Annotated in this window: 19 protein-coding genes and 1 pseudogene; 10 read left to right on the top strand and 10 right to left on the bottom strand. The window is 37.8% G+C overall.

Annotation, left to right across the window (positions count from 1 at the left end):
• Positions 1-98 precede the first annotated feature (98 nt).
• Positions 99-1,301 (bottom strand): YbfB/YjiJ family MFS transporter, encoded by a 1,203-nt coding sequence (locus ACVWXS_RS12010; RefSeq protein ID WP_427419958.1) that lies wholly within the window; start codon positions 1,299-1,301, stop codon positions 99-101.
• A gap of 117 nt (positions 1,302-1,418) precedes the next feature.
• On the opposite strand from ACVWXS_RS12010, the gene ACVWXS_RS12005 reads away from it, so the two are divergent.
• The 8 genes and pseudogenes from ACVWXS_RS12005 to ACVWXS_RS11970 form a co-directional block, all read left to right on the top strand.
• The gene (locus tag ACVWXS_RS12005) at positions 1,419-2,309 is read left to right on the top strand and encodes a LysR family transcriptional regulator (RefSeq protein ID WP_456958372.1); all 891 of its coding nucleotides are present in this window, start codon (positions 1,419-1,421) and stop codon (positions 2,307-2,309) included.
• A gap of 231 nt (positions 2,310-2,540) precedes the next feature.
• Positions 2,541-2,726: a hypothetical protein gene (locus ACVWXS_RS12000; protein WP_456958371.1), complete on the top strand. Its 186-nt coding sequence runs from the start codon at positions 2,541-2,543 to the stop codon at positions 2,724-2,726.
• Between the two features lie 122 nt (positions 2,727-2,848).
• The gene (gene guaD / locus ACVWXS_RS11995; RefSeq protein WP_456958370.1) at positions 2,849-4,216 is read left to right on the top strand and encodes a guanine deaminase; all 1,368 of its coding nucleotides are present in this window, start codon (positions 2,849-2,851) and stop codon (positions 4,214-4,216) included.
• A 40-nt stretch (positions 4,217-4,256) separates the two neighbouring features.
• On the top strand, positions 4,257-5,609 hold the full coding sequence (locus ACVWXS_RS11990; RefSeq protein ID WP_456958369.1) for a uracil-xanthine permease family protein: 1,353 nt from the start codon (positions 4,257-4,259) through the stop codon (positions 5,607-5,609).
• A gap of 167 nt (positions 5,610-5,776) precedes the next feature.
• Positions 5,777-6,418, top strand: a complete 642-nt coding sequence (locus ACVWXS_RS11985) for a response regulator transcription factor (RefSeq protein ID WP_456958368.1) — start codon at positions 5,777-5,779, stop codon at positions 6,416-6,418.
• 407 nt (positions 6,419-6,825) lie between these two features.
• Positions 6,826-7,185 carry a hypothetical protein gene (locus ACVWXS_RS11980; RefSeq protein WP_456958367.1) on the top strand — a complete coding sequence of 120 codons (360 nt, stop codon included), beginning with the start codon at positions 6,826-6,828 and terminating at the stop codon, positions 7,183-7,185.
• 83 nt (positions 7,186-7,268) lie between these two features.
• Positions 7,269-7,628 (top strand): hypothetical protein, encoded by a 360-nt coding sequence (locus ACVWXS_RS11975; RefSeq protein WP_456958366.1) that lies wholly within the window; start codon positions 7,269-7,271, stop codon positions 7,626-7,628.
• Positions 7,561-7,704 (top strand): annotated as a pseudogene (locus tag ACVWXS_RS11970) (IS4 family transposase); the annotation flags it as partial. The gene ACVWXS_RS11975 and the pseudogene ACVWXS_RS11970, both read left to right, overlap by 68 nt.
• Before the next feature lie 175 nt (positions 7,705-7,879).
• On the opposite strand, the gene ACVWXS_RS11965 reads toward ACVWXS_RS11970, so the two are convergent.
• The 9 genes from ACVWXS_RS11965 to rpoN form a co-directional block, all read right to left on the bottom strand.
• A complete protein-coding gene (locus ACVWXS_RS11965) occupies positions 7,880-9,859 on the bottom strand; it encodes a hydantoinase B/oxoprolinase family protein (protein WP_456958365.1) in 1,980 nt (659 codons plus the stop codon).
• Positions 9,860-9,883: 24 nt separating this feature from the next.
• Positions 9,884-11,908 (bottom strand): hydantoinase/oxoprolinase family protein, encoded by a 2,025-nt coding sequence (locus ACVWXS_RS11960; RefSeq protein ID WP_456958364.1) that lies wholly within the window; start codon positions 11,906-11,908, stop codon positions 9,884-9,886.
• A gap of 188 nt (positions 11,909-12,096) precedes the next feature.
• The gene (locus tag ACVWXS_RS11955) at positions 12,097-13,494 is read right to left on the bottom strand and encodes an aldehyde dehydrogenase family protein (RefSeq protein ID WP_456958363.1); all 1,398 of its coding nucleotides are present in this window, start codon (positions 13,492-13,494) and stop codon (positions 12,097-12,099) included.
• Positions 13,495-13,535: 41 nt separating this feature from the next.
• Positions 13,536-14,867, bottom strand: a complete 1,332-nt coding sequence (locus ACVWXS_RS11950; protein ID WP_456958362.1) for an aminotransferase family protein — start codon at positions 14,865-14,867, stop codon at positions 13,536-13,538.
• Between the two features lie 105 nt (positions 14,868-14,972).
• A complete protein-coding gene (locus ACVWXS_RS11945; RefSeq protein ID WP_456958361.1) occupies positions 14,973-15,173 on the bottom strand; it encodes a hypothetical protein in 201 nt (66 codons plus the stop codon).
• Positions 15,174-15,503: 330 nt separating this feature from the next.
• On the bottom strand, positions 15,504-17,150 hold the full coding sequence (locus ACVWXS_RS11940; RefSeq protein ID WP_456958360.1) for a sigma-54 interaction domain-containing protein: 1,647 nt from the start codon (positions 17,148-17,150) through the stop codon (positions 15,504-15,506).
• A gap of 137 nt (positions 17,151-17,287) precedes the next feature.
• Positions 17,288-18,703 (bottom strand): amino acid permease, encoded by a 1,416-nt coding sequence (locus ACVWXS_RS11935; RefSeq protein ID WP_368635284.1) that lies wholly within the window; start codon positions 18,701-18,703, stop codon positions 17,288-17,290.
• Between the two features lie 173 nt (positions 18,704-18,876).
• Complete coding sequence (locus ACVWXS_RS11930; protein ID WP_456958359.1) at positions 18,877-19,149, bottom strand: hypothetical protein; 273 nt, start codon at positions 19,147-19,149, stop codon at positions 18,877-18,879.
• A 202-nt stretch (positions 19,150-19,351) separates the two neighbouring features.
• Complete coding sequence (rpoN, locus tag ACVWXS_RS11925) at positions 19,352-20,689, bottom strand: RNA polymerase factor sigma-54 (RefSeq protein ID WP_456958358.1); 1,338 nt, start codon at positions 20,687-20,689, stop codon at positions 19,352-19,354.
• Between the two features lie 220 nt (positions 20,690-20,909).
• Between rpoN and ACVWXS_RS11920 the strand changes: the two genes are divergently transcribed.
• Positions 20,910-22,064, top strand: a complete 1,155-nt coding sequence (locus ACVWXS_RS11920) for an acyl-CoA dehydrogenase family protein (RefSeq protein ID WP_368635286.1) — start codon at positions 20,910-20,912, stop codon at positions 22,062-22,064.
• Positions 22,061-23,134: an acyl-CoA dehydrogenase family protein gene (locus ACVWXS_RS11915; protein WP_456958357.1), complete on the top strand. Its 1,074-nt coding sequence runs from the start codon at positions 22,061-22,063 to the stop codon at positions 23,132-23,134. Before ACVWXS_RS11920 ends, ACVWXS_RS11915 begins: the two co-directional genes overlap by 4 nt.
• Positions 23,135-23,197 lie beyond the last annotated feature (63 nt).

Raw genomic sequence — 23,197 nt, 5'->3', positions numbered from 1 at the left:
CTTATATTTTATTTTTTTATATCATGTAGATAGAGGCACGCCATCTTTAGGTAAATATTCAAGCCAGAAATCCTGATTGGATTTCTGGCTTTTCTAATTTAAGGACTAGATTGAGTTTTGATAGGCAATGCATGATCTAAAGTCGCCTGTCGTTTAACAGTAATCCATCTTCCACATACCATCACAATCAATGCAAAAAATACAATGACTCCCGCAAAGATAAGCGCTGCCTTATAGCTATTATAAACGGCCACAAGCTGACCAGCGATGATAGGACCAATAATTTGTCCAAATGCATAAAACGTTGTTAACAATGATACTACTGGACCGCTTTGCGTTGGGAATAGCTGACGTGCATAAGATGTTGTTAACGTCACAATTCCTACAAATGTTAAGCCGAATAAAAAGGACGATAATAATACGCTCCATGCTGTTTGTGAAAATACTGGTAACAAGATACCTAAAACTTGCAATATGTATGCCACAAACAAAATTTTAATTGCTGAGAATTTCTCTAATAATACAGTCCAAACAGGTGCTGACGGTATGGCCGCTACCCCAACAATGACCCAGCTATACGAAGAGTACTCTTGCAGTGAAGGAATATTATGAATGATATCCACTAAAAAAGTACCTGTGATAATATAGCCTAACCCCTCTAAGCCATATGCGACAATCAGCCATGGCATAAAGCCCGTTGTCATTTTTGCATCAGAGGATTTTGCGGTCCTCACACTATCCTGTACATCCAAATCTCTCCAAAGTATAAATGTCATCACTAAAAACACAGCAGATAAAACCCCTAAGCCGATCCATGTACCTTGCCAAGCAAAACGCGCTTCAAAAGCAGGTACGAATAAACCTGAAATAGCAATTCCTAATCCAATACCACCAAATAAATAGCCTGACCATCGTGTAAGGGAATGCTTAGCTAAATAATCCATAATAATGCTCGATGTTAAGACAAAAATAAGTCCCCCTGTGATGCCTGCAATCAGACGAAGTGCAAGCCAAACACTATATATTTCAATGATTCCCATAAGAACAATAGAAAGGACATTCAAAATAACACTTAACAATAAAAAGTTCTTTTTTTGGCGATTGATAAATCCTGCCCACAACGCGCCAATAAAATAGCCAATATAATTACTTGATGCCAAAAATCCTGCAACTTCAAACGAAAACCCGACATCATTACGCATAAATGGCAAAATTGGTGTGAATGCAAATCGGCTAATCCCCATTGCCACTACAAGTAATAGCACCCCTCCAAATAAAATTCCAACATGCTGTCGATTCATCTCGTCCCCACCCCCTAAAAACTTTTTGTAATTAAAAGGATACAGAGGGAAAATTAATAAATCTAATATATAATTTATATAAAAGGATAAAAATTTTTTATAAAAGGTGGATACTTAATGAATTTACATGCTCTTAGATTATTCACAAAAGTAGCTGAACTCAAAAGTGTTTCAAAGGCAGCACAAGCTCTAATGATTAGTCAGCCTGCCGTTACCATTCAAATTAAAAATTTAGAAAAAGAACTAGACTTAACTCTTTTAGAATCGAAAGGTAGAGGAATTACCTTAACACAAAATGGGGAGTTTTTATTTCAACAGGCTCAGCGATTATTTGATTTAGAATTGGATATTGAACACAAATTAGAGCAATTAAAAAACACCGGTAATGAAGAATTACAAATTGCTTCTACCCATGTTCCATCCCATTTTTTATTACCGAAATGGCTCGCAAAATATAAGCATGCCTATCCGGCAACTAATATCCACATAAAATCGGCTAATTCCCAACAAGTTATTGAAGAATTACTTCACTATAAGGCTGATATTGCTTTTATCGTAAAAGAGGACGGTCATCATCCAGATATTAATTATCAATTCCTCATGAATCTCGATTATTGGTTTATCGTCCCATATGGACATCCGTTGGCAGATCAAAAAGTGACTTTAGCGGAATTAATGCAAGAGCCATTTGTTTCACGAGAAGATGGTAGCTCTACAAAAGAATATTTAAACGCTTTATGTAAGGTGCATAAAATCCCACCACCAAGAGTAGGGCTGCAACTGGATGGTATCAATGAATCAATTCACGCCATTGCTGCTGGATATGGTACGATGCTAGCCCCATCCATAGCATCTTCCAGCTTTATTCAACGGCAGCAAGTAGCCCGAGTTTTTATAAAAGACATCGACATTCAGCGTCCTATTTATCTATGCACACGGAAAAATGAACAAAATACCTCCTCGACCTTTAATACTTTTATTAACATCGTAAATGACTCCATTTCATAACAGTCATTTTTTAAAGCTTGAACTACACAAAATTTGTACAACAACGAATTGAAGTGTAGTCTTTTTTTGCAAAAATTTGTAACTAACTATATCTCAATTGCTCATTACCAAAAGTTAGGTATTAAATTTGTTAAAACGTATGCTTTGTATATAAGTTGATTGGAGCGGAAACTGGGCGATTCCTCGGGGGTCATCAACAGAAGAACGAAGGCTAAGTGCATCATGTCCTAGGTGACCAACATCCTTTTGGACCAAGCGGCTCATCGGGCGCCCCCAGGAAGCTTTGCTCTGTGCGAAAGCGAAGCGACAGCAACGATGTTTTATCTGCGCGAAAGCGACAAAGCGCCCAGTCGGAACAGAAATCAACCACACATTACAGCGATTAGCTCAACACTTGTTAAAGCTGTAAAAAAATAGTTAAATCTATTTAAAAAGCCTATAACAGCCCCATTAATATTCGTTTTTATATAGACTAAACAGTTTTAATGACCTATAATAATCCATACATACATCAATACACGAACATTAAGGTGGTTTTTATGACTGATTATACGTTAATTTTCAAGGGGACAGCTTTTTCAAGTAAGTCTCCTACTGAAGTACAAATTTTAAAGGATCATCTATTCTTCATTAATGCTGACGGGATGATTGAAAAGGCTGTAGCTCCTGAGCAAGCAGACTATCAAAATCTACTAACTACATATCAACATCAAGAAAATTTCCATCAATTAGCTGACGGTCAATATTTCTTACCAGGCTTTGTCGATTTGCATGTACATGCACCGCAATGGGCACAAGCTGGAACTGCATTAGATATTCCACTTTATGACTGGCTAAATACATACACATTCCCTATCGAATCAAAATTCTCCGATTTAGAGTTTGCACAAGAGGTCTATGGAGATTTAGTAAGCACGCTTCTTGCAAATGGAACTACTACATCACTTTATTTTGCCACTGTCCATAAAGAAGCAAGCCTACTATTAGCGAAAATTTGTGCTGAAAAAGGACAACGAGGTCTAGTTGGGAAAGTTGTGATGGATGATCCTGAACAAAATCCAGACTATTATCGCGATGCAACTACGCAAACTGCATTAAAAGATACAGAAGAATTTATTGTAGCTGTAAAAGAATTAGCAAAATCAACGAAACAAGGTGTTTATCCAGTTGTAACACCACGCTTTATCCCAAGCTGTACAGACGATGCTTTAAAAGGTTTGGGAGAGTTAGCTGCTAAATACGATACACATATCCAGTCACACTGTAGTGAAAGTGATTGGGAGCATGGCTACGTAAAGGAACGATTTAAGAAAAATGATGCCTTTGCCTTACATGATTTTGGTCTACTGGGCGATAAATCTGTGATGGCACATTGTAATTTTTTAAATGATGACGATGCCCAGTTATTTGCTGAAACAGGCACAGCAATTGGTCATTGTCCAATTTCCAATGCTTATTTTGCAAATAGTGTCATTCCAATTGCCCACTTCCATGCAAAAGGCGTTGATATCGGATTAGGATCAGATATTTCAGGCGGTTTCTCCCCTAGCCTATTCGATAATGCTAGACAAGCAGTCATGTCATCTAGAATGCTAGAAGACGGTGTCGATCCATCTCTTTCTGCTGAAAAACGCGGTGTCCCAAATTCACGTATCACGATTAATGAAGCATTTTATTTAGCAACAGCAGGGGGCGGAGAAAGCTTGAGCCTACCAATTGGTCGATTACAAGAAAACTACACGTGGGATGTACAAATCATCGATACTAACCTACCATCTGCAAAACTTCCTATATTTGATAGCAAGGAAGATTTACAGGATATCTTCCAAAAAATTATGTATCTTGTGTGCCCAGAAAATATCCGTGAAGTTTGGGTACAAGGAAATAAGGTTCACGCTAGAGCATAAATAAAAATTCTAAAATTACAATTTTGAGGTGTACATCTTAGTGGAAACGCAACAGAACAAATTAGCTAACGATAAAATGAAAACTCAGCAATTAACAGTTTTACCAGATGAAAAGGTGTCATTCGGTCAATCAGCCTTACTTGGTTTACAGCACGTTATGGCAATGGACGTCTATGTAGTACCTTTCTTAATTGCCATGTTAATCGGTTTACAATCAGGTCAATCAAGCGCATTGATTCAATCGACATTTATTGCGGCAGGGATCGCAACGATTATCCAAACTCATTTTTGTATGAAGCTACCGATAGCACAAGGTCCTTCATATGTTCCTCTTGGGGCCATTGTAGGTATTTATGCTACAAGTGGTGGTGGAAATCTTGGCTGGAGCACTGTGCTAGGAGCAAGCTTAATCGGCGCCATTTTAGTCATTATTTTAGGTTATACAGGTATATTCAATAAAATCGTCAATACTTTCATTCCTCCACTTGTCGGAGGGACAATTATCTTTGTTGTCGGTCTTTCATTAATGCCTGTAGGTTTAAGTAATAACATTTTTAACGCAGCGGGTGCATCTATTAACCAAAACATTTATTTGGCTCTCATTTCAGCTACCGTTCTTATTGTTTGCGTTATGCTAGGTGCAGTCTTTCATAAAAAAGGTCGCGTATTTCGTATCACTTCCGTAATCATTGCTTTAATCGCAGGTAGTATTGCCGCGAATATTATGGGTGTCTTAGATTTATCAGCGGTATCACAAGCAAAATGGTTTAGTATGCCTCAAATTCCATTTGCAGATTTCGGCTTTACGTTCAATTTTTCAGCCATCATTACAATGGTTATTATTTATATCGTCTTAATGGCAGAAACAACAGGTACATGGTTTGCAGTGAGTAACGTCATCGACAAACCATTAACAGATAAACAAATTAATCGAGGCGTTATCGGGGAAGGAATTGGCTGTTTCATTGCTTCCTTACTAGGCTCAACTCCTGTCACTGGCTATTCAACAAATGCAGGTGTGATATCGATCACAGGTATCGCAAGTCGCCGTGTTTTTATTGCTGCAGGTTTTTGGTTTGTGTTATTCGGCTTCTCTGGTAAATTAGCTGCTCTTATTTCTGCAATTCCATCAGCAGTTATCGGTGGTGTATTCGTTATCGTTTGTGGCATTATTGCGATCAGTGGTTTACAAGTAATGAAAAATGAACACATTGGTGAAAAGGAAATGTATGTAATCGCAATACCAGTGATTTTAACATTAGCCCTAACATTACTTCCTAAAGATTTCTTATACTCATTACCAACAACAGTTCAATATTTATTCGGCTCTCCAATAGCAACTGCTGCTATAGTAGCCATCGTTTTAAATAAAATATTACCTAGTGTGAAATAGCTTTTAAACTCGATGCACAACTCTCCTATTTTTATAAGAAGAGTTGTGCATTTTCTTAATTATGATGCTTTGCAAACCAACATCCCCTTAGCAACTTAAAATTAGGTATAATTCATTATAATTGACGTTTTAAAATAATAGTCCATTATAAGCAAGGAGGTAGAAAGTTGATAAACATTTTGGTACTAGATGATCACGAGGCCATTGGTGAAGGTATAAAATTATTATTAGAACAAGAAGGCGATCTCCATGTTACTGTAGTAAATTCTGGTGAAGAAACGTTGAATATCCTCTTACAGCAAACATTCGATATGTTTTTATTTGACGTAAATATGCATTTTTTAAATGATTTAGAATTACTAAAAAGAGTGCAACAATTGAATCCTGAAGTAATCAAAATTATCTACACGGGCTATAATATTGAACCTTTTTTCAATGTATTAGTAGAATCAGGTGTTTCTAGCTTTGTTAGTAAAACAGTCTCTACGGAAAATCTTATTGCGGCAATACGCTCCGCTCTAGATGGGAATGCCATAATCCCAGTGAAGTTATTACGACAATTAAAAATAGTAGAAAGCCAAAAGAATAAAATGGAAATAATGAATCAGTTAATTCAATATGACCTCAAAAAAAATGAACTAGCAGTGCTTCAATTAGTGGCTGTTGGAAAAACAAATAAAGAAATAGCAGAAAATTTATTTGTCAGTTTACGCACAGTCGAATATCGTTTAACAAAGATTTTCAAAAAACTACAAGTACATTCAAGAAAAGAAGCTGTTGAAAAAATTATAAAAATAGGATTGCTATAAAAGGTAAATTATCTAATGATCAGGTGTCTTTTCTATTTATAAAGCCGCAAAAAACACAGTGCTAACCGATAACAATATTGTGGCCGTATTGTGGTTTATTTGTGGTCATGAAGATATGATAGCATGATAGAATAAAACATAAGATATTGGTAAATATTTTAAATTTAAGTTTACATTAATATCTAATTTCACTAGTGACAACGAGTTAAATAGAGATTAGAAACCTTCCTTAAAAAGACAGAAAATTCCGTTTTTATACAACGCTAGTAATGTTAAATATAGTATAGAAGGTTAATAGAAATCCCGTCTTATAAGCAGCACATGTAATTTTATTTAAAAAACGGAGGTGAGGCTACATCAAAGAACATAAGTTACAATTCACAACTTGGTTTGTAGTGATAGGGGCTATGTTGATTGGTGGGTTTTTAGGGAGCTATGTAATTGGTACAGAAACAGGGCATTTTAGATTTGAAGTAGTGTTACCGATAGTTCTAGGTGCAATTTTTGCATTCATCATATTTATGGTTTTATCTAGGGTCAAACATAAAAGGGAAGGTAATGTCCCTGAATATGATGAGCGTAATATAGTCTTAATTCAAAAATATTTAATTGTAGCTCTTTACATGATCTTAATCTTAAGTGGTATATTTTTAATTTGTTTATATGCTATGGGAATAAAGTCTATTGAAACTAATCTACTTCTAATATACTTATTCTGTATATATTTGTTGTTAGGAATAGGGACTTTAATAACCAAAAAAATTTAAGAAGATAGATATTCAATTAAAAATGATTTTTCATTGAAATATGGCGTTTACCTTTAGTAAAAACTTTAGGAGGAGAGAATAATATGAGGAATTTAGTAAACCATGATAAAATTAAGAAAAATATACTTTTATTGCTTTCGTTTTTATTAATTGTTATGTCTCTTTCTTTTAATAGTATAGATGCAAAAGCTGCGATGTGTGAGAAAGATAGGAAATGTTTAGAAGCTCCTACTTCAAATGTGACAGATAAAGAATTCAAAAATATTTTAAAGGAAGTAAAAACGACTGCTGATTATAAGGAATTAGCTAAAACCACTGCTATTAACCAATTAAATAGGTTGCACAGGGGCTACATTAACAATTTGTGGATAGTAAATCGTTTACTGCTTAAAGGTGCTAGCACAGCTTCACACAGACAGTTCACGGACGTACTTACAAATTAGTAGATACTTAAAAGCAACACTATGGAAACCGGCACGTATTTGGCTTCGGAAAATCGAAGGAAATACGGTTCCATAAGGATTTCGAACTGTCAGTTGACCCAGTTAAAAGATATGTCGTAATATTTTTCATAGTTTATGCATTACTTGACATTAAAAATTTGTATACCCTTATTTCACAGAGAGAGTAGTGTGAACTACTCTCTTATTTCTGAATAAAGTTAGTTGATACTTAATACAGTAGAACGTTATATCTATCCCCAATATGCCAAAGAACGTTTCTTCATCGCTTCTCGGTATTGTTCTGTTGAAATTGGCAATGCTTTATTTGTTTGGTAATCCATAATAACCCCATATTTTCGAACAACATCCATTTGATTAATTTCACCTTTGTTGTACATATGTTCAACTTCTATCGGATCTGTCCCCAGCCATCTATGACGATTTTTGCGAATATAATCACGTTCTTTTAATGTAGCAGCCATATCAATTTCGAAAGCATCCAAATCGCGGTCAATTTCATGGATGATTACACCATAATCAAGCTTCGCACGTTCAATCGAAACATATTCATCAATAACGTCCTCTAAAACAGCTTTGACATCTCGTGCTAATGGGTCGCCTAAACCGCCTCCTCCAGCTGAAGGACGTGTAAAGGTATCGCCTTTCTTTAATTCAATATTGGAGAAAATCGTGCCTAAAAATTCTTCACTCTCTTTGTTTGGATTTAAAATAGCCCCTTGTGCGATAGAAGGTAAGCCGCCCATAATCCCCCATGTAATAGAGCGAGAACGATCACAGCAATAGGACATCACGGTTTGATTGACATCTGTTAAAATACCGCCCTTTTCTACACCACAACCACCACGATATTTCCCAGGACCTGCAGAATCTATAATAATTTCATGCTTTGTTGTAACAACTGGTGACAAACGCTCTTGCCCCTCACATGGCTGAACACTCAATCCTACTCCGAACACTGGTGACGTTGTATTCGCACCATCGCGGTCAATACGTCCACCATGACCACCCGCCATCCAGTCATACCACATAAAATATTCACTACTATCTCGTCGTTGATCATAACCGCCTATTAGTAAATACTCTAAATTAAATGAACATGCGATAGCGCGTTCCGGCATAATATTTGACCATAATTCGAAGCAGGCATTCATAATTTTTTCAAATGCGCCTGAACAATAGCCAGAGACAGCCACTGGGCTAGGTGCGTTGACGACAGAGTTTTCAGGAAGAAATATTTTCACAACACGATAAAACCCCGAGTTAAGCGGAATATCTGGGAAAAATGTTTTGGTTCCTGCATAGGTACCAGAAAGTGCTGAGCCAAAGCCCGCATTTAAAAAACAACTGATATAAGGATGTGAATCGCTTAAATCATAAGCTATTTCATCCTCCGTAATAGTCATTTTCACACGAATTGGGATGAGGCCATCTCCTAATTGTGGGTCCATATCGATATAGTCCACTGTCTCCCATTGTCCTTTAGGTAAAGCTTTAATTTTCGCTCTCATTAATCGTTCAACGTAATTTTGGACTTCTTCAAAAGCTGTTAGCACCGTGTGAATACCGTACTTCTCAATCATTTCCTTGAGTTGCTTCTCTCCCACTTTCGCCGCTTCAACTTGAGAACGTAAATCTCCTATACGTTCTTCCGGAATACGCATGTTCATGACAATAATTTTCACAACATCTGTTAAATATTGACCTTTACTATAAATACGGACAGGTGGGATACGTAGTCCTTCCCCGTAATGTTCCTTTGCTGTGATATCAAAAGAACCTGGGTTAGAACCGCCGACATCCGCCCAGTGCCCATTTGTTTGCATCAGTGCAATCAGTTTGTCATCATGGAACACTGGTAAAATTACACGTACATCACTGAAATGCGTTCCTCCACGATAAGGATCATTTACTAAAAATACGTCTCCTGGATGAATATCATCAGCGAAATCTTCTAATACCGCCTTTGCAGTTAAATGCAATGTCCCTACGTGTACGGAAATATCTTGTGTTCCTTGCATCACCGTATTGCCCTGTGCATCGCATAATGCACAACTGAAGTCTCGATTATAAATAACAAACGAGTAGCACGTACGCAGCATTTGTTCAGCCATTTGATCGACTAAGTTCACAAAGCCGTTTTTTAACACTTCAAATGTTACCGGGTCGAGATTTTGAACCTTATCATTTGTCTCCAATTTCGTAGTACTCATAGCCTGATTCCTCCTTATCGCGTATTAGTTTACCGTAATAATGATATTTTTATAGGTATCTACTTCCGCTGTAAACCCTGGTGGAATAACAGTCGTCGTATCCAGCTGATCGATAATGGCTGGACCCTCAAATTGCGTATGAACTGGTATTTTATCGCGATGATATACGTTCGTTTCAATATATTTACCTTCAAAATAAACAGGACGTGTTTCTTTGAAAGCATTTTCAAGCGAACCTTCAGGAGCATACTGCGGGAAATTAGGCTTAGGAACTGTTCCTATAGCCGTGACACGTAGACCAAAAATCTCTACAGCTTGGCCCTTATCGGAAAATGCAAATTCTCTTTCATGTTCTTGATGGAATGCTTCCAAAATTGCATCTAAGGAAGTTATTTGATCGGATACGAGAACGGCTAGAGATCGCCATTGTCCTTTATAACGAAGATCTATAAAATTCGTTAATGACGATGAATTTTCTGCTATTCCTTCCTCTTCTAATAACGCTCTTGCCTCTTCTCGCAATTCACTAAATTGTTTTGTCAGTTCCTCTACATTTACTTCATCAAGTTTTTTCACGTATGTTTTAGATATATCGTGGCGTACATCTACAAGTAGGCATCCCATTGCTGCTGCCACACCTGGATGAGTAGGAATAATGACTTTTGGAATGTTCAAATCTTTCGCCAAATATGCACCATGTAATGGCCCTGCACCACCAAAAGCTACGAGTGCGAAATCTCGTGGATCATAGCCTCTCCGTACTGATATTAATCGAACTGCATCACTCATATTGGCATTTGCAACTTCTATAATGGCACTTGCCGCTTCCTCAACTGATTGATCGAATGCATTTGCGATTTTTTTCACGGCGTCACTTGCTGCTTCTTTGTTTAACTGCATCGTACCATCCAACAAATCCACACCTAGACGTCCTAACACTAAATTCGCATCTGAGTTAGTTGGTTCAGTGCCTCCTCGGCCATAGCATGCTGGACCTGGTACTGCCCCTGCACTTTGTGGTCCATTGCGTAAAGAACCGCCTTCATCTTTCCATGCGAGACTACCTCCACCGGCTCCTATTGTTAATATTTCAATGCTTGGGAAACCAATTGGATAGCCATATTCTATAGACCAGTCCTTTGTGATCCGTATATCACCCTTATACATCAGCGAAATATCAGTACTTGTACCACCCATATCTAAGCCGATTGCATTGTCAAACCCGCACAACTTTGCGATATGCTTACTTGCAATTGCTCCAGCAGCTATCCCAGAACTTGCTAATCTAGCTGCATAACGGGGCACTGTACTTGAAGTCATAACACCGCCACCAGAGTGTAAAACTAATATTTCATCGTCATAGCCTTTTTTCTGCATTTCATTGCTTAACTTACTAATGTAGTTACTCATAATTGGTCCAAGAACAGCATTGATAATCGTTGTACTCATACGCTCATGCTCAAAAATTTCTGGTAGCACCTCGCTTGAAATACAAACATAGACATCCGGTAGTTCCTCTTTTAGAATTTTTTTAACGCTTGCCTCATTTTCCCCGTTCACATAGGCATTGAGGAAACACACTGCAATAGATTCTGTTCCTCGACGTTTTAATTTTTTGGCTAATAAACGAACTTCCTCTTCATCTATGGCTTGAAGAATATTTCCTTCATAATCTATGCGTTCTGTCACTTCAAATCGATCACGTCGTTGAATATAGGGCCTCGCAGTATCCTTATACGTATCCCATATATCTTCTTTTGTCCCTCGGCGAATTTCGATGACATCTCTAAAGCCTTTTGTCGTAATAAGAGCTGTCTTTGGCAGCTTGCGCTCAATTAACGCATTCGTTCCAACCGTTGTGCCATGAGAAAAAATTTTAATATCTTTTCCATTCAATCCCGCTTTTTCTATTCCATTTAAAATTCCCTGCTCTGGGTTTGAAGGTGTGGATGAGGTCTTTGTTACAAATACTTCTCCTGTTTCTTCATTAAAAACAAATACATCTGTAAACGTTCCACCAACATCAATTGCTAAACGACTTTGTGTCATAGCTCTACCTTCTTTCGTTTAATAGATTTCCTAAACGTATTTTTGTATGAAATGAATGCCTCAAGCGAATGTCACAGATTTTTTAAAATTATTGCGTAGGTTTCGAGAAAAATCTGTAATCATTACACCGAGGCATACAAGGTATATGTTGTGATTTATTCAATCACTTGCTTAGATATTAAGTTTTTCTACTCGCTTTTTGTGCCGATTGAAATCGTTTTGAATATTGTAAAGAACTCTTTTGCTGCTTGCCCTTGCTCACGGGCACCGGTACTTGAATTTTTCATTCCTCCAAACGGCGCTTGTGGCTCAGCACCACCAGTTTCATCGTTAACCTGTACAAGTCCAACTTCACTGCGGTTAATAAAATCAAAGGCTTTTGGAATGTTATTTGTATAAATAGAAGCGCTCAATCCAAAATCGGAATCATTCGATAATCGAATCGCTTCTTCATAATCTTTTACCTTGATGACAGCTAACACTGGTCCAAAAATCTCTTCATGGGCAATCGACATCTCATGTGTCACATTCGTAAAAATGGTCGGATCTATATAGTATCCTTCTACCATACCTTTTGTAGGACCACCGCCAAATACAAGCTCTGCTCCATCTGATTTAGCTTTTTCGATGGCCGTTAATATAGATTCATACTGCCCCTTGGATGACACAGGTCCCATCGTGACACCAACTTCGATTTTTTTAGCTTCTTCAATTAACTGCTCCAACACCTGTTCATAAACCGCTTCCTCGATGTACACTCGACTAGTCGCTGTACAACGCTGTCCAGTCTGCTTCATCGCACCTTCAATCGTTAATTTTGCAGCTTGATTGATATTGGCATCAGCTAAAATGATCGCTGCATTTTTGCCCCCAAGCTCGAGCTGAACTTTTTTATTAGTTGATCCAGCAGTATCTAAAATACTTTGCCCGACACTATTAGAGCCTGTAAATGTAATCGCCTTTACTTCAGGTGCCTCTAATAAAACTTGCCCTACCTTTGAACCACGGCCTTGCACTACATTCAATATATTTTCTGGTAAACCTGCTTGAAGAAATAATTCTCCTATTAATGCTCCAGTTAAGGCTGTTTCAATAGAAGGCTTCCAAACAACTGTATTGCCGTACACTAATGCTGGCGCTATTTTCCATAACGGAATAGCAACAGGGAAATTCCAAGGTGTTATAGCTGCGACAACACCAAGTGGTACGCGCATTGTATATAATAGTTTTGCTTCATTCGCAGAGGGTAGGACTTCACCTGTAGCGCGCATCCCCTCTTGGGCAAAATACCGCAAAATGGAAGCACCACGTTTAACTTCACCAAGCATTTCATTTTTCGTTTTACCCATTTCACTCGAAGCTATTTCAGCTACTTTATCTATATTTTTCTCAAGTAACTCAGCTGTCACACGTAAAATCTCTCCACGTGCTACAGAAGACGTATTTTTCCAACCTTCAAACGCTTCCTGAGCGGCAACGATAACTTCTTTCGTTTCATCTATTGTTATAAGCTCGACTTGACCAATACATTGGGATGGTCTCGCTGGATTAAATTGTTCTCGTATTTCTCTAACGATGGTTGTCATAGAACTCCTCCTTCAAATAATGATCGTCAATACATTAGTACTCAAACTTCTTTTTCAACAATTGTTTTACGTATATGCTCAAATGTCTCGTCTAAAATACGTAACATTTCATCTAGCTCTACTTTTGATAGAATGAGAGGTGGAGAAAAAACAACTGTATCTTGATCATACGTGACCGTTCGTAGGATTAACCCTCGTTTCATCGTTTCTTGTACAAAAATCGGACTAAGAGCCGTTTCAAACAATTCACCCGTCTCACGGCTCTTCACTAATTCAATGGCTCCAAGTAAGCCAAGGGTACGCACTCGCCCGATAAAGCTATATTTTTCTTGCAGCGCTTGGAATCCTTTTAACATGGCCACCCCCATGTTTGCCGCATTTTCAACAAGATTTTCATTCTCAATAATGTCTATATTTTTCAACCCAACCTGACATGCAAGCGCATGACCGCTGTAAGTATATCCGTGCATTAATGTTCCTTTAGAAAGTTCGCAATAATCTTGATGAAGCTTTTCGGATATCGCCACACCACCAAGCTGAACATAGCCACTCGATACTCCTTTAGCAAATGACATCATATCTGGCACTACGCCATAATGTTCCATACCAAAAAATTTACCTGTACGACCAAACCCGGTAATGACTTCATCTGCAATGAATAAAATACCGTACTCATCACAAATTTTTCGTACCTCTTTAAAGTAATCTTTTTGTGGAATATTAACCCCACCTGCACCTTGCACAGGCTCAGAAATAAATGCAGCAACAGTCTCAGGACCTAACGCTTCAATAGTTTCACGTAAATTCCGTACGGATTCGCTGTATACATAGTGGAAATCAGGAGCGTGTGAATTAGTAAAGTCACGAAACGCTTGTAAGCCTGTCGCACTTGTAGCACCCATAGCTACACCATGGTATGAATGGGTACGTGAAATAATCTTTTGGCGCTCTGGCTGTCCTTTTAGTAACCAGTAATGTCGTGCTAATTTAATCGCTGTATCGTTCGACTCTGAGCCGCCTGAAGTGAAAAATACAGTGTTTAAGTCTCCCGGAGTTAAAGAAGCAATTTTCGCCGCTAAACGAATGGCTGGTTCATTGCTGAACGTTGCAAAACAGGAACTAAATGCTAATGTAGACATTTGCTCCTTCGCAACTTCGGCAATTTCTTTACGACCATGCCCAACATTTACATTCCATAAAGAAGACATCCCATCAATGTAGATATTCCCTTCTATATCTTTTAAATAAATGCCATTCCCTTCTGTAAAAATGGCTGCTGGACCTTGTGTTTGCTGTTGCTCAATCGACGTTGTTGGATGTAGAAAATGCTTTTGATCTAACGTTTTTAATTCTTCTTTTAGTTGAATTGTCATAAATACCAACCTCTTTTCGTTTATAATTTCATTCACTTTTTTAATAGCAATTCTCGTGCCATCTAATGAAAAAATTCTTTTAACGAAAAAAATATTGCTACATTTTTATAACGTGTGGTTGATTTCCGTTCCGGCTGGGCGCTTTGTCGTTGCTGTCGTTTCACTTTCGCACAGATAAAACAATGCTGTCGCTTCGCTTTCGCACAGAGCAAAGCTTCCTGGGGGCGTCCGATGAGCCGCTTCACTCGCTAAAGGAACGAAGGCTAAGTTCGTCACGTCCTGTGACAATGCCTTCGTGACCAACATCGTGTTGGCCTCAGGGTCTCATCTGTGACGCTGATCCCCAAGGGGCGTCCAGCCTCCACTCCAATCAACTTATATTATTGGCATACGTTTTAACAAATACCATTCCTATCTTTGGGTGATAGATTAAAAAATTACAACACATCTTTTGTTGCTTCGCAAAACTGCAACAAAATGAAAAAGAGACGCTTTCTTTGTTTGAAAATGTCCCTTTCTTCTAAACAATTAACATATTAATGATGCATTTCATCATTTTCTTTTGTATTGATTAGTGAGGATTGCGATATTACAGCTTATTTTGCATTAATGAAATTTTGATGCAAAAGTACATCGCTAGTCCTTATATGAAATTTGTCGCGTTAATTGGAACTTTTGAATTTTACGTACCAATGTTGACTGATCACAGCCAAGTGATTTGGCCGCTTGTCTTATACTTGGATATTTAGATAAAGCTTCCTTAATAATTTGTTTTTCAAACGCGGCTACTTGTTCCTTTAATGTGCCACTGAACTTTGGATTGATAACCGTTTCCTGGATATTTTGAATTTGTACAGAATTTTCCAGATCACGTGCAATCGTTGGGTTACTATCTAACTCTTGTTGCACAATATATACTGTTATTTCTGGCTGCGTTGCTAATAAGCAAATACGCTCCACCATATTTTTAAGCTGCCGTACATTTCCCGGCCAATCGTGAGACTCTAATATTTTCATAGCAGATGAATCAATCGTCCGGTGGATGCCGTATTTTTCTCCAATTACAGCTAAAAAACGGTTGACAAGCGGAATAATATCTTGACGACGTTGCCTTAATGGTGGAATTTCAATCGGAATAATATTTAAACGATAATATAGATCCTCACGGAATTCACCTTGCCTCACCATCTCCGCTAAATTGCGATTTGTTGCCGCGATTATGCGTACATCAATAGGAATAGGCTTACCACTACCAATACGCTGAACCTCCGACTCTTGAAGCACACGTAATAATTTTGCCTGTAGTAGTAAGGGCATCTCTCCAATTTCATCTAAAAACACGGTACCGCCTGATGCAATCTCAAATAACCCTGCCTTTCCACCTCTTGCCGCTCCCGTAAATGCTCCTGCCTCATAGCCAAACAGTTCGGATTCTAATAAATTTTCAGGAATTGCACTACAGTTAATCGTTAATATTTGCTTATCGTTACGTCGGCTGTTTGCATGAATAAGCTTTGTAATTTCCTCTTTACCTACGCCTGATTCACCACCAATTAATACAGTAGAGTCTACCTCTGCAATCCTCATAACACGCTTTACTACCTGCATCATTGCAGAAGACACGGCTATTAAACTGCTTTTTACAGATTCTTTTTTATGTAAGGCTTGTAGCTTATTTTTAAAATTCTCGTTTTGAACTTCTAAATTTTTTACTTCTTTCTCTAACAGTTTTAATTGTGTCATATCTCGTGTAATTGCTACTACGTATTGTAATTCACCGTGTTCATCAAATATTGGCTTGCCAGAAACTAATAAACATTTTCCATTAATGAACGTCTGCAAAATAGTTACTTTTTCTTTTGATTCAATGACTTTCATCGAAATGGAATCACTCATTAAACCTTCAGCGATTACGTCTTTTGCATATCTTCCCATTAAATCGATGCCAACAATTTCAATATCATTATCATTTTGAAATAAAATTTTACCGTCGCAATCACATACTGTAACGCCATCTGATATAGAGTTTAATACTTTAATTGACAGTGGGTTCATAAAATCAATATGACTATACTGTATGAATGGTTTGACATGAAATAAGCTACCTTGCGAAGTCTCTAATACGTGAATAAAATAGCCTTCTACCTCGAACGTTTCTGTTCCTTTTTGATATTGTTTTATTATTTTTTCAAGAAGCTCTCGTTGGATATCACTTTTAATCATTACTTCCTCATTTTTTACAATAAAAAAATGTTCCTCTTTATGAAGTTCAGTTATCGACATATAGACCACTTCCTCTCTAACTAAAAAAATTCGCTCACTTTCTACGGAGCATCTGCAAGCCTAAAAGGAGTTAAATCATCCTTTAATGGCTTGAAATCTCGGAGAAACATTGCGAATTTTTTATATTTTACAGTATTCTACTCTGAGGCTAGCTTTTCCTCTATTTGCTCTGCTGATCTTGTCGACAGTTTTCGCATAATCATAAACAACACAACTGAGCCGATCAATACTAATGTACTTAAATAAAATTGGGAGCGTAAAGATTCAATGAGTGCTTGGCATAAATAAACGACTGTTAAAATTCCAATCGTGACATACGACAAGTATGGGAACAACCACATTCTTATCGCTAATGGCTCATCTGAAACTTTGTCATAATACCGCCGGAAACGAATTTGTGAAATAGCAATGAAAATATAAACAGCTATCATTAATCCTCCAACACAATTACCTAAAAAATAGAAAATGACTTCAGGTGAAATGAAGTATAGCATCGCACAAATATATGCCACCACTGTACTACCAAGAATAGCTGGTACAGGTGCACCTCGGCGATTTTTAATTTGTGAAAATATTTTCGGTGCATCTCCTTGACGCGACATTTCAAGTAACATACGTGAGCTTGTATAAAGAGCAGAATTTAAAACAGAGATAAGTGAAATAAAAATAACGATTTGAATAAGTTGAGCAGCAATAGGAAGCCCGGCCATCGTTAAAATATTTGCGTAAGGTGCTGCCAATATTTTCGAATCATTCCAAGGTATGATTAAAATCATAATGGCTACTGAACCTACAAAAAATAAACCTAACCGAAATACAACGTTGCGAATGGCGCGAACAATATTTTTCGCCGGATTTTCAGACTCTGCTGCCGCTATGGCTGCAACCTCAGCACCACAAATGGAGAAAATGACAAAGACAATCCCTGTTAAAATGGGCACAATACCATTTGGTGCAAATCCACCGAATTCTGTTAAAATACCTAACCCCTTCGGCTCATAATTTGGCCAAATCCCTAAAATCATCGCTAGACCTACTACTAAAAATACGACGATAGCTGTAACTTTAACAAAGGAAAGCCAATATTCGAATTCACCAAATGATTTTACTGAATAAATATTAATAATTGTCATCAATAATGTTATGCCTACACTTCCGGCCCAAGTTGGGATCATTGGAAACCAATTATGCAGCATCCCACCTATGAGTGCGGCTTCTAACCCCACAATAAACACCCAGCTTGCCCAATAAAGCCAGCCTACTGTAAAACCTGCCCATGGACCAATATACTTTCCTGCATATGAAGCAAATGAACCTAACTCTGCTGAACCACCAGATTTCTTCCCTAAAACTATTTCTCCTGATGCCATTTCCCCAACCATTTGCATGATTAGAACTATGAGTAAGCATGCAATCGTATATGAAACCACTGCTGCAGGACCGGTACTTAAAATATTTTTCCCTGTCCCGACAAATAGCCCTGTGCCAATAACCCCTCCAATGGAAATCATCGTAATATGCCTTGTTTTCAGTGATTTTTGCAAAGCTCCCATTAAACCACCCCTTTTGTGTTTTATGTAGACATTTACTAGCCCCTTTCCTCTAATTCAATGTCTACCGTTTAATGAGCAATTCTGATGCCAAACCTATTGAATTGTTAAAAATTCCAAAAAAATTTATCTGTACATCTTTCGGGACTTTTCTAACTCAGTAATTTTAAGGCTCATCAGCATAGCGTGAGGTTGATTTCCGTTCCGGCTGGGCGCTTTGTAGCTGTCGCTTTGCTTTCGCTACAGAAAACATTTGTTGCTGACGCTTCGCTTTCGCACAGAGCAAAGCTTCCTGGGGGCGTCCGATGAGCCGCTTCACTCGCGTTGCTCGCTCCAGGGTCTCGGGGCAACAGGATGTTGGTCACGAAGGCGTTATCACAGGACGTGATGGTTTTAGCCTTCGTTCCTCTATCGCTGATCCCCAAGGAGTCGCCCAGCCTCCACTCCAATCAACTCATATATGGCATACGTTTTAACTTCTTTTCAACGGGTGTCTAAACATCCTCACCTCAGAATTTTGGTGATAAGTCATTTTTCTGCAACAAATTTTTTCTGCGCGAAAGCGAAGCAGCTGCAACAAATCTTTTCACATGCGATTTTCAAATTTTGATGCAAAAATACATCGACGACAGTTTGTTTGCATCATCTAACCTATCCATAAACTCGATTGAATGAACTCACAATATTCATTTCTTCCCTGTACTTTGCTACTGTCCGTCTGGATATTTGGATACCTTCCGTACTTAAAATAGTTGTAATCTGCTGATCAGTTAAAGGTTTTTGTTTATCTTCAGCATCAATCAACTGTTTAAGCCGCTTTTTAATATACATAATAGAATCCATTTTTCCAGAAATATTCATTACTCCTTTTGTAAATAACGATTGTAAACCATACACACCTTGAGAAGTTTTTATATATTTTCCACGAACAGCTCGACTAATTGTTGACACATGTAGACCTAAAATGTCAGCTACATCTTTTAACCGCATAGGTTTTATTGCTTCAATTCCTTTATTGAAAAAATCCTCTTGCAACTCGACTAACAATCTAGCTAATTCGTAAAGTGTTTTATCACGTTGTTCAATCCCTTGTAACAATAAAAGAGCATCTTTCATTGTATCTTTGAAATAGGTTTTACAATTCGGATCATTTTTTAATATCTCAACATAATGTTTATCGATTGAAACGATTGGTAAATATCCACGATTTAAATTAATCATCCATTCCTCTCCTAATTTCTCTACTTCGATTTCAGGAATGACATATGGAATCGTTTCAAATTTATCTCCTGTCACCACTGGTTTTAAATTTTTGATATAGTGGACAGTTTTCTTCACTTCCTGTATAGGCGTTTTATACTTTTTACTTAACTGTTTAATGGACTGTGCTGCCACTAGCTCTAAATCCGTTTTGATAAATTGAGAGGTCAATTTTGGTGCAAGCGCATCCCTGTCTACTTGAATGAGTAAATATTCTTTATAATTCCGTGCTCCTACTCCTACTGGCTCGAAAGTTTGAAGTAAATCCAATAGTGCTTCTATGTGCAAAACTTTTGTCTTAAATTTATTTGCGACAATCTCTAAATCAACATCTAAAAATAGACGATCATCTAAGGAACGAATTAAAAACGTTAAGATTTTTAAATCTAACAAAGATAGATTTTTATGCATAGGCACTTGTTCCAATAAAAACTGCTCAAAGCTTTCTTTTGCAGCAAGCTTCATCTCAATAGGGTTAAATGAATTATTTTGCCGTCCACAATATTGCGCAGAAAATTTTTTAAAGGAATAGCTTGCTACCTGCAGAATTTCCTCATATTGACTTTTCACCGTCGCGTCAGTGACAACTAACAGCGGATTTTCATTTGCTTTGTCATAAATAAACTGTTCTAACTCATTTGTTGAATATTGCAGTATTTCTAAATGCTGTACTAGTTGTGCTGATAAAACTTGCGTTACTTTTTGGGAAGTTTTGATAGCCATTTGCATACCCCATACCTCCTTAACAGAATTTTCTACATAGTAACATGTTTATTCTTTGATTTTCTATTTTTTTATTAAATTTTTATTTCATTTAGACATTCCTCAATTATCCCTTAGAATTTTCTAATAATTCCAAAAAAGTAATTGACTACACTCATAAGTAATCATAAAATACACATATACAATATTAGTTACCACATTGCGGTAAAAAAGGAGGAATGATGAAATGTTTCATTTACCAACTGTGCAATTTACACAAGAGCAAGAACAATTTCGTTTAGATGTTCGAACGTTTCTACAGGAAGAATTAGTAAAAGGAACCTTCACGTCTAAATGTGACTCTTGGTTAAGTGGAGATGATCCTGAATTTTCTAAGCTAATTGGTCAAAAAGGTTGGATTGGTTTAACTTGGCCAAAAAAATATGGTGGTCAAGAGCGCAGTACCATAGATCGATACATTTTAACGGAGGAATTTTTAGCCGTTGGTGCTCCAGTTGCAGCACATTGGTTTGCTGATCGCCAAACAGGACCACTTCTTTTACGTTATGGGACAGAAGAGCAGCGTGAATATTTCTTACCGAAAATAGTGAAAGGCGAATGCTACTTTGGCATAGGGTTAAGTGAACCAAATAGTGGTTCTGACTTAGCTTCGGTCAGTACACGTGCAGAAAAAGTAGAGGGCGGCTGGATAGTAAATGGTCAAAAAATATGGACGAGCAATGCTCATCTTTGTCATTATATGGTGACTTTGGTGCGTACTAGTCCTTTTGATGGAAAAAGTAAACATGCTGGCCTTAGTCAGCTAATCGTCGATTTACATGCAGAAGGCGTAACCGTTGTTCCTATTAAGTTTTTAACCGGTGAACATCATTACAACGAAGTGTTCTTTGAAAATGTTTTTGTACCTGACAATATGGTTGTTGGAGAAATCGGTAATGGCTGGGCTCAAGGATTAGCTGAGCTTGCCTTCGAGCGTAGTGGTCCAGAGCGAATATTGAGTACTTTCCCATTAATTGATGAGCTTATTCAAGAGTTAAAGCGCCAAAACAATTTAGATGGGTTAAAACAAGCGTCAAAAATTGTAGCTCGTCTTTGGAGTCTACGAAATTTGTCACTTGGAGTAGCCCAGCTTTTAGAATCTGGTAATGGTGAAGACGTATCTATTCCGGCTGCACTTGTGAAGGCACTTGGGACGAAATTCGAGCAAAGTATTCCTGAAATCACACGTTTAATCGTACAGACTTATCCAACACTTGACGCGCATCGTAAAATTGATCGCTTTATGGCTGAATCCATTTTACATGCACCAGGCTTTACTATTCGAGGAGGAACTTCAGAGGTATTGTATGGCGTTGTAGCGAAAGGGGTTATAGCACAATGAGTGAAATGAGAGACATGATCGTTGATGTTGTAGAGCGCATGTTAAAAGAAAAAGTGGATAAAGATTTAGTCGATACAGTAGAACAAGGTCACTGGGCACCAGAGCTATGGGATCTATTTAAAGAAAACGGGATGACTGCGGTAGCCATTACGGAAGAAAATGGCGGTGCAGGTGGCGACATAGAGGATTTATTGAATATTGTTCGTTTAACTGGAAAATATGCTGCACCGATTCCATTTACTGAAACAACATTTGCAAATTATTTATTGGAATTTACGAACTTACAAGTAATCGAGGATTTGGCTACGTATATGCTTTGTCCTGACCAAGCCTTTACGTTAGAGAACGGCAAATTAAATGGAGAGGCGATTCATATTCCTTGGGCACGCCATACAAAAAATCTAGTGACACTTGCCCGTAGCAAGGATGGTATACATCTTGTAGAAGTAGATTTAAGCCAAGCTGAAATTAAAGAAGCTACGAATTTGGCAGGCGAGCCGCGTGATACCGTGATATTCCATCATGGTACAACTTCACAAGTGTCTGCAGTGTTATCTCCTGACAAGATACACACTATAACAACACTCCATACAGCGTTCCAATTAGCATCGATGACTGGTGCCATCGATAAAATAAATGATTTAACTGTTCAATATACGAAAGAACGTGAACAATTTGGTCGTCCGATCCATCGCTTTCAACTCGTTCAGCAACATATTGTACATTTAGCAGGTGAAACGGCTATAGCATTAGCAGCATTCAATAATGTAACCGAAGCCCTTCTGATGAACAAGCAAAATAGTGAGGTTGCTTACGCTAGCATTCGTTTTGAAGAAATCATTCAAACAGTTACAACAATTGCACATCAAGTACACGCTGCAATCGGTACAACACACGAACATAGTTTGCATCAATTTACACGCAGACTTTGGTCTTGGCGCGATGAAGGAGCCAGCACCTCCTATTGGACTAATTTGGTCGCAACACAGCTTTTGGAAAGTGGTGATAGTCTTTGGGGATATTTAACTCCGTTTAGCAAAAGCTCCCCACTTCTCAAAGTAGAAGGATAGTGAAAAATGCTGTAATGACTAAATTTGCGACAAACTACTAATGACATGATAAAGGAGAGGGTT

It is taken from the genome of Lysinibacillus sp. TE18511 (genome assembly GCF_054062295.1).
Note: the sequence above shows the minus strand (reverse complement) of the source record. Positions and strands in the feature narration are given on the sequence as shown.

Bases quoted from the DNA above. Each gene is read 5' to 3' on its own strand.
- ACVWXS_RS12010 (WP_427419958.1), bottom strand. From the start codon at position 1,301: ATGAATCGACAGCATGTTGGAATTTTATTTGGAGGGGTGCTATTACTT.
- ACVWXS_RS12005 (WP_456958372.1), top strand. From the start codon at position 1,419: ATGAATTTACATGCTCTTAGATTATTCACAAAAGTAGCTGAACTCAAA.
- guaD (WP_456958370.1), top strand. From the start codon at position 2,849: ATGACTGATTATACGTTAATTTTCAAGGGGACAGCTTTTTCAAGTAAG.
- ACVWXS_RS11980 (WP_456958367.1), top strand. From the start codon at position 6,826: ATGTTGATTGGTGGGTTTTTAGGGAGCTATGTAATTGGTACAGAAACA.
- ACVWXS_RS11975 (WP_456958366.1), top strand. From the start codon at position 7,269: ATGAGGAATTTAGTAAACCATGATAAAATTAAGAAAAATATACTTTTA.
- ACVWXS_RS11965 (WP_456958365.1), bottom strand. From the start codon at position 9,859: ATGAGTACTACGAAATTGGAGACAAATGATAAGGTTCAAAATCTCGAC.
- ACVWXS_RS11960 (WP_456958364.1), bottom strand. From the start codon at position 11,908: ATGACACAAAGTCGTTTAGCAATTGATGTTGGTGGAACGTTTACAGAT.
- ACVWXS_RS11955 (WP_456958363.1), bottom strand. From the start codon at position 13,494: ATGACAACCATCGTTAGAGAAATACGAGAACAATTTAATCCAGCGAGA.
- ACVWXS_RS11950 (WP_456958362.1), bottom strand. From the start codon at position 14,867: ATGACAATTCAACTAAAAGAAGAATTAAAAACGTTAGATCAAAAGCAT.
- ACVWXS_RS11945 (WP_456958361.1), bottom strand. From the start codon at position 15,173: ATGTTGGTCACGAAGGCATTGTCACAGGACGTGACGAACTTAGCCTTC.
- ACVWXS_RS11940 (WP_456958360.1), bottom strand. From the start codon at position 17,150: ATGTCGATAACTGAACTTCATAAAGAGGAACATTTTTTTATTGTAAAA.
- ACVWXS_RS11935 (WP_368635284.1), bottom strand. From the start codon at position 18,703: ATGGGAGCTTTGCAAAAATCACTGAAAACAAGGCATATTACGATGATT.
- rpoN (WP_456958358.1), bottom strand. From the start codon at position 20,689: ATGCAAATGGCTATCAAAACTTCCCAAAAAGTAACGCAAGTTTTATCA.
- ACVWXS_RS11920 (WP_368635286.1), top strand. From the start codon at position 20,910: ATGTTTCATTTACCAACTGTGCAATTTACACAAGAGCAAGAACAATTT.
- ACVWXS_RS11915 (WP_456958357.1), top strand. From the start codon at position 22,061: ATGAGTGAAATGAGAGACATGATCGTTGATGTTGTAGAGCGCATGTTA.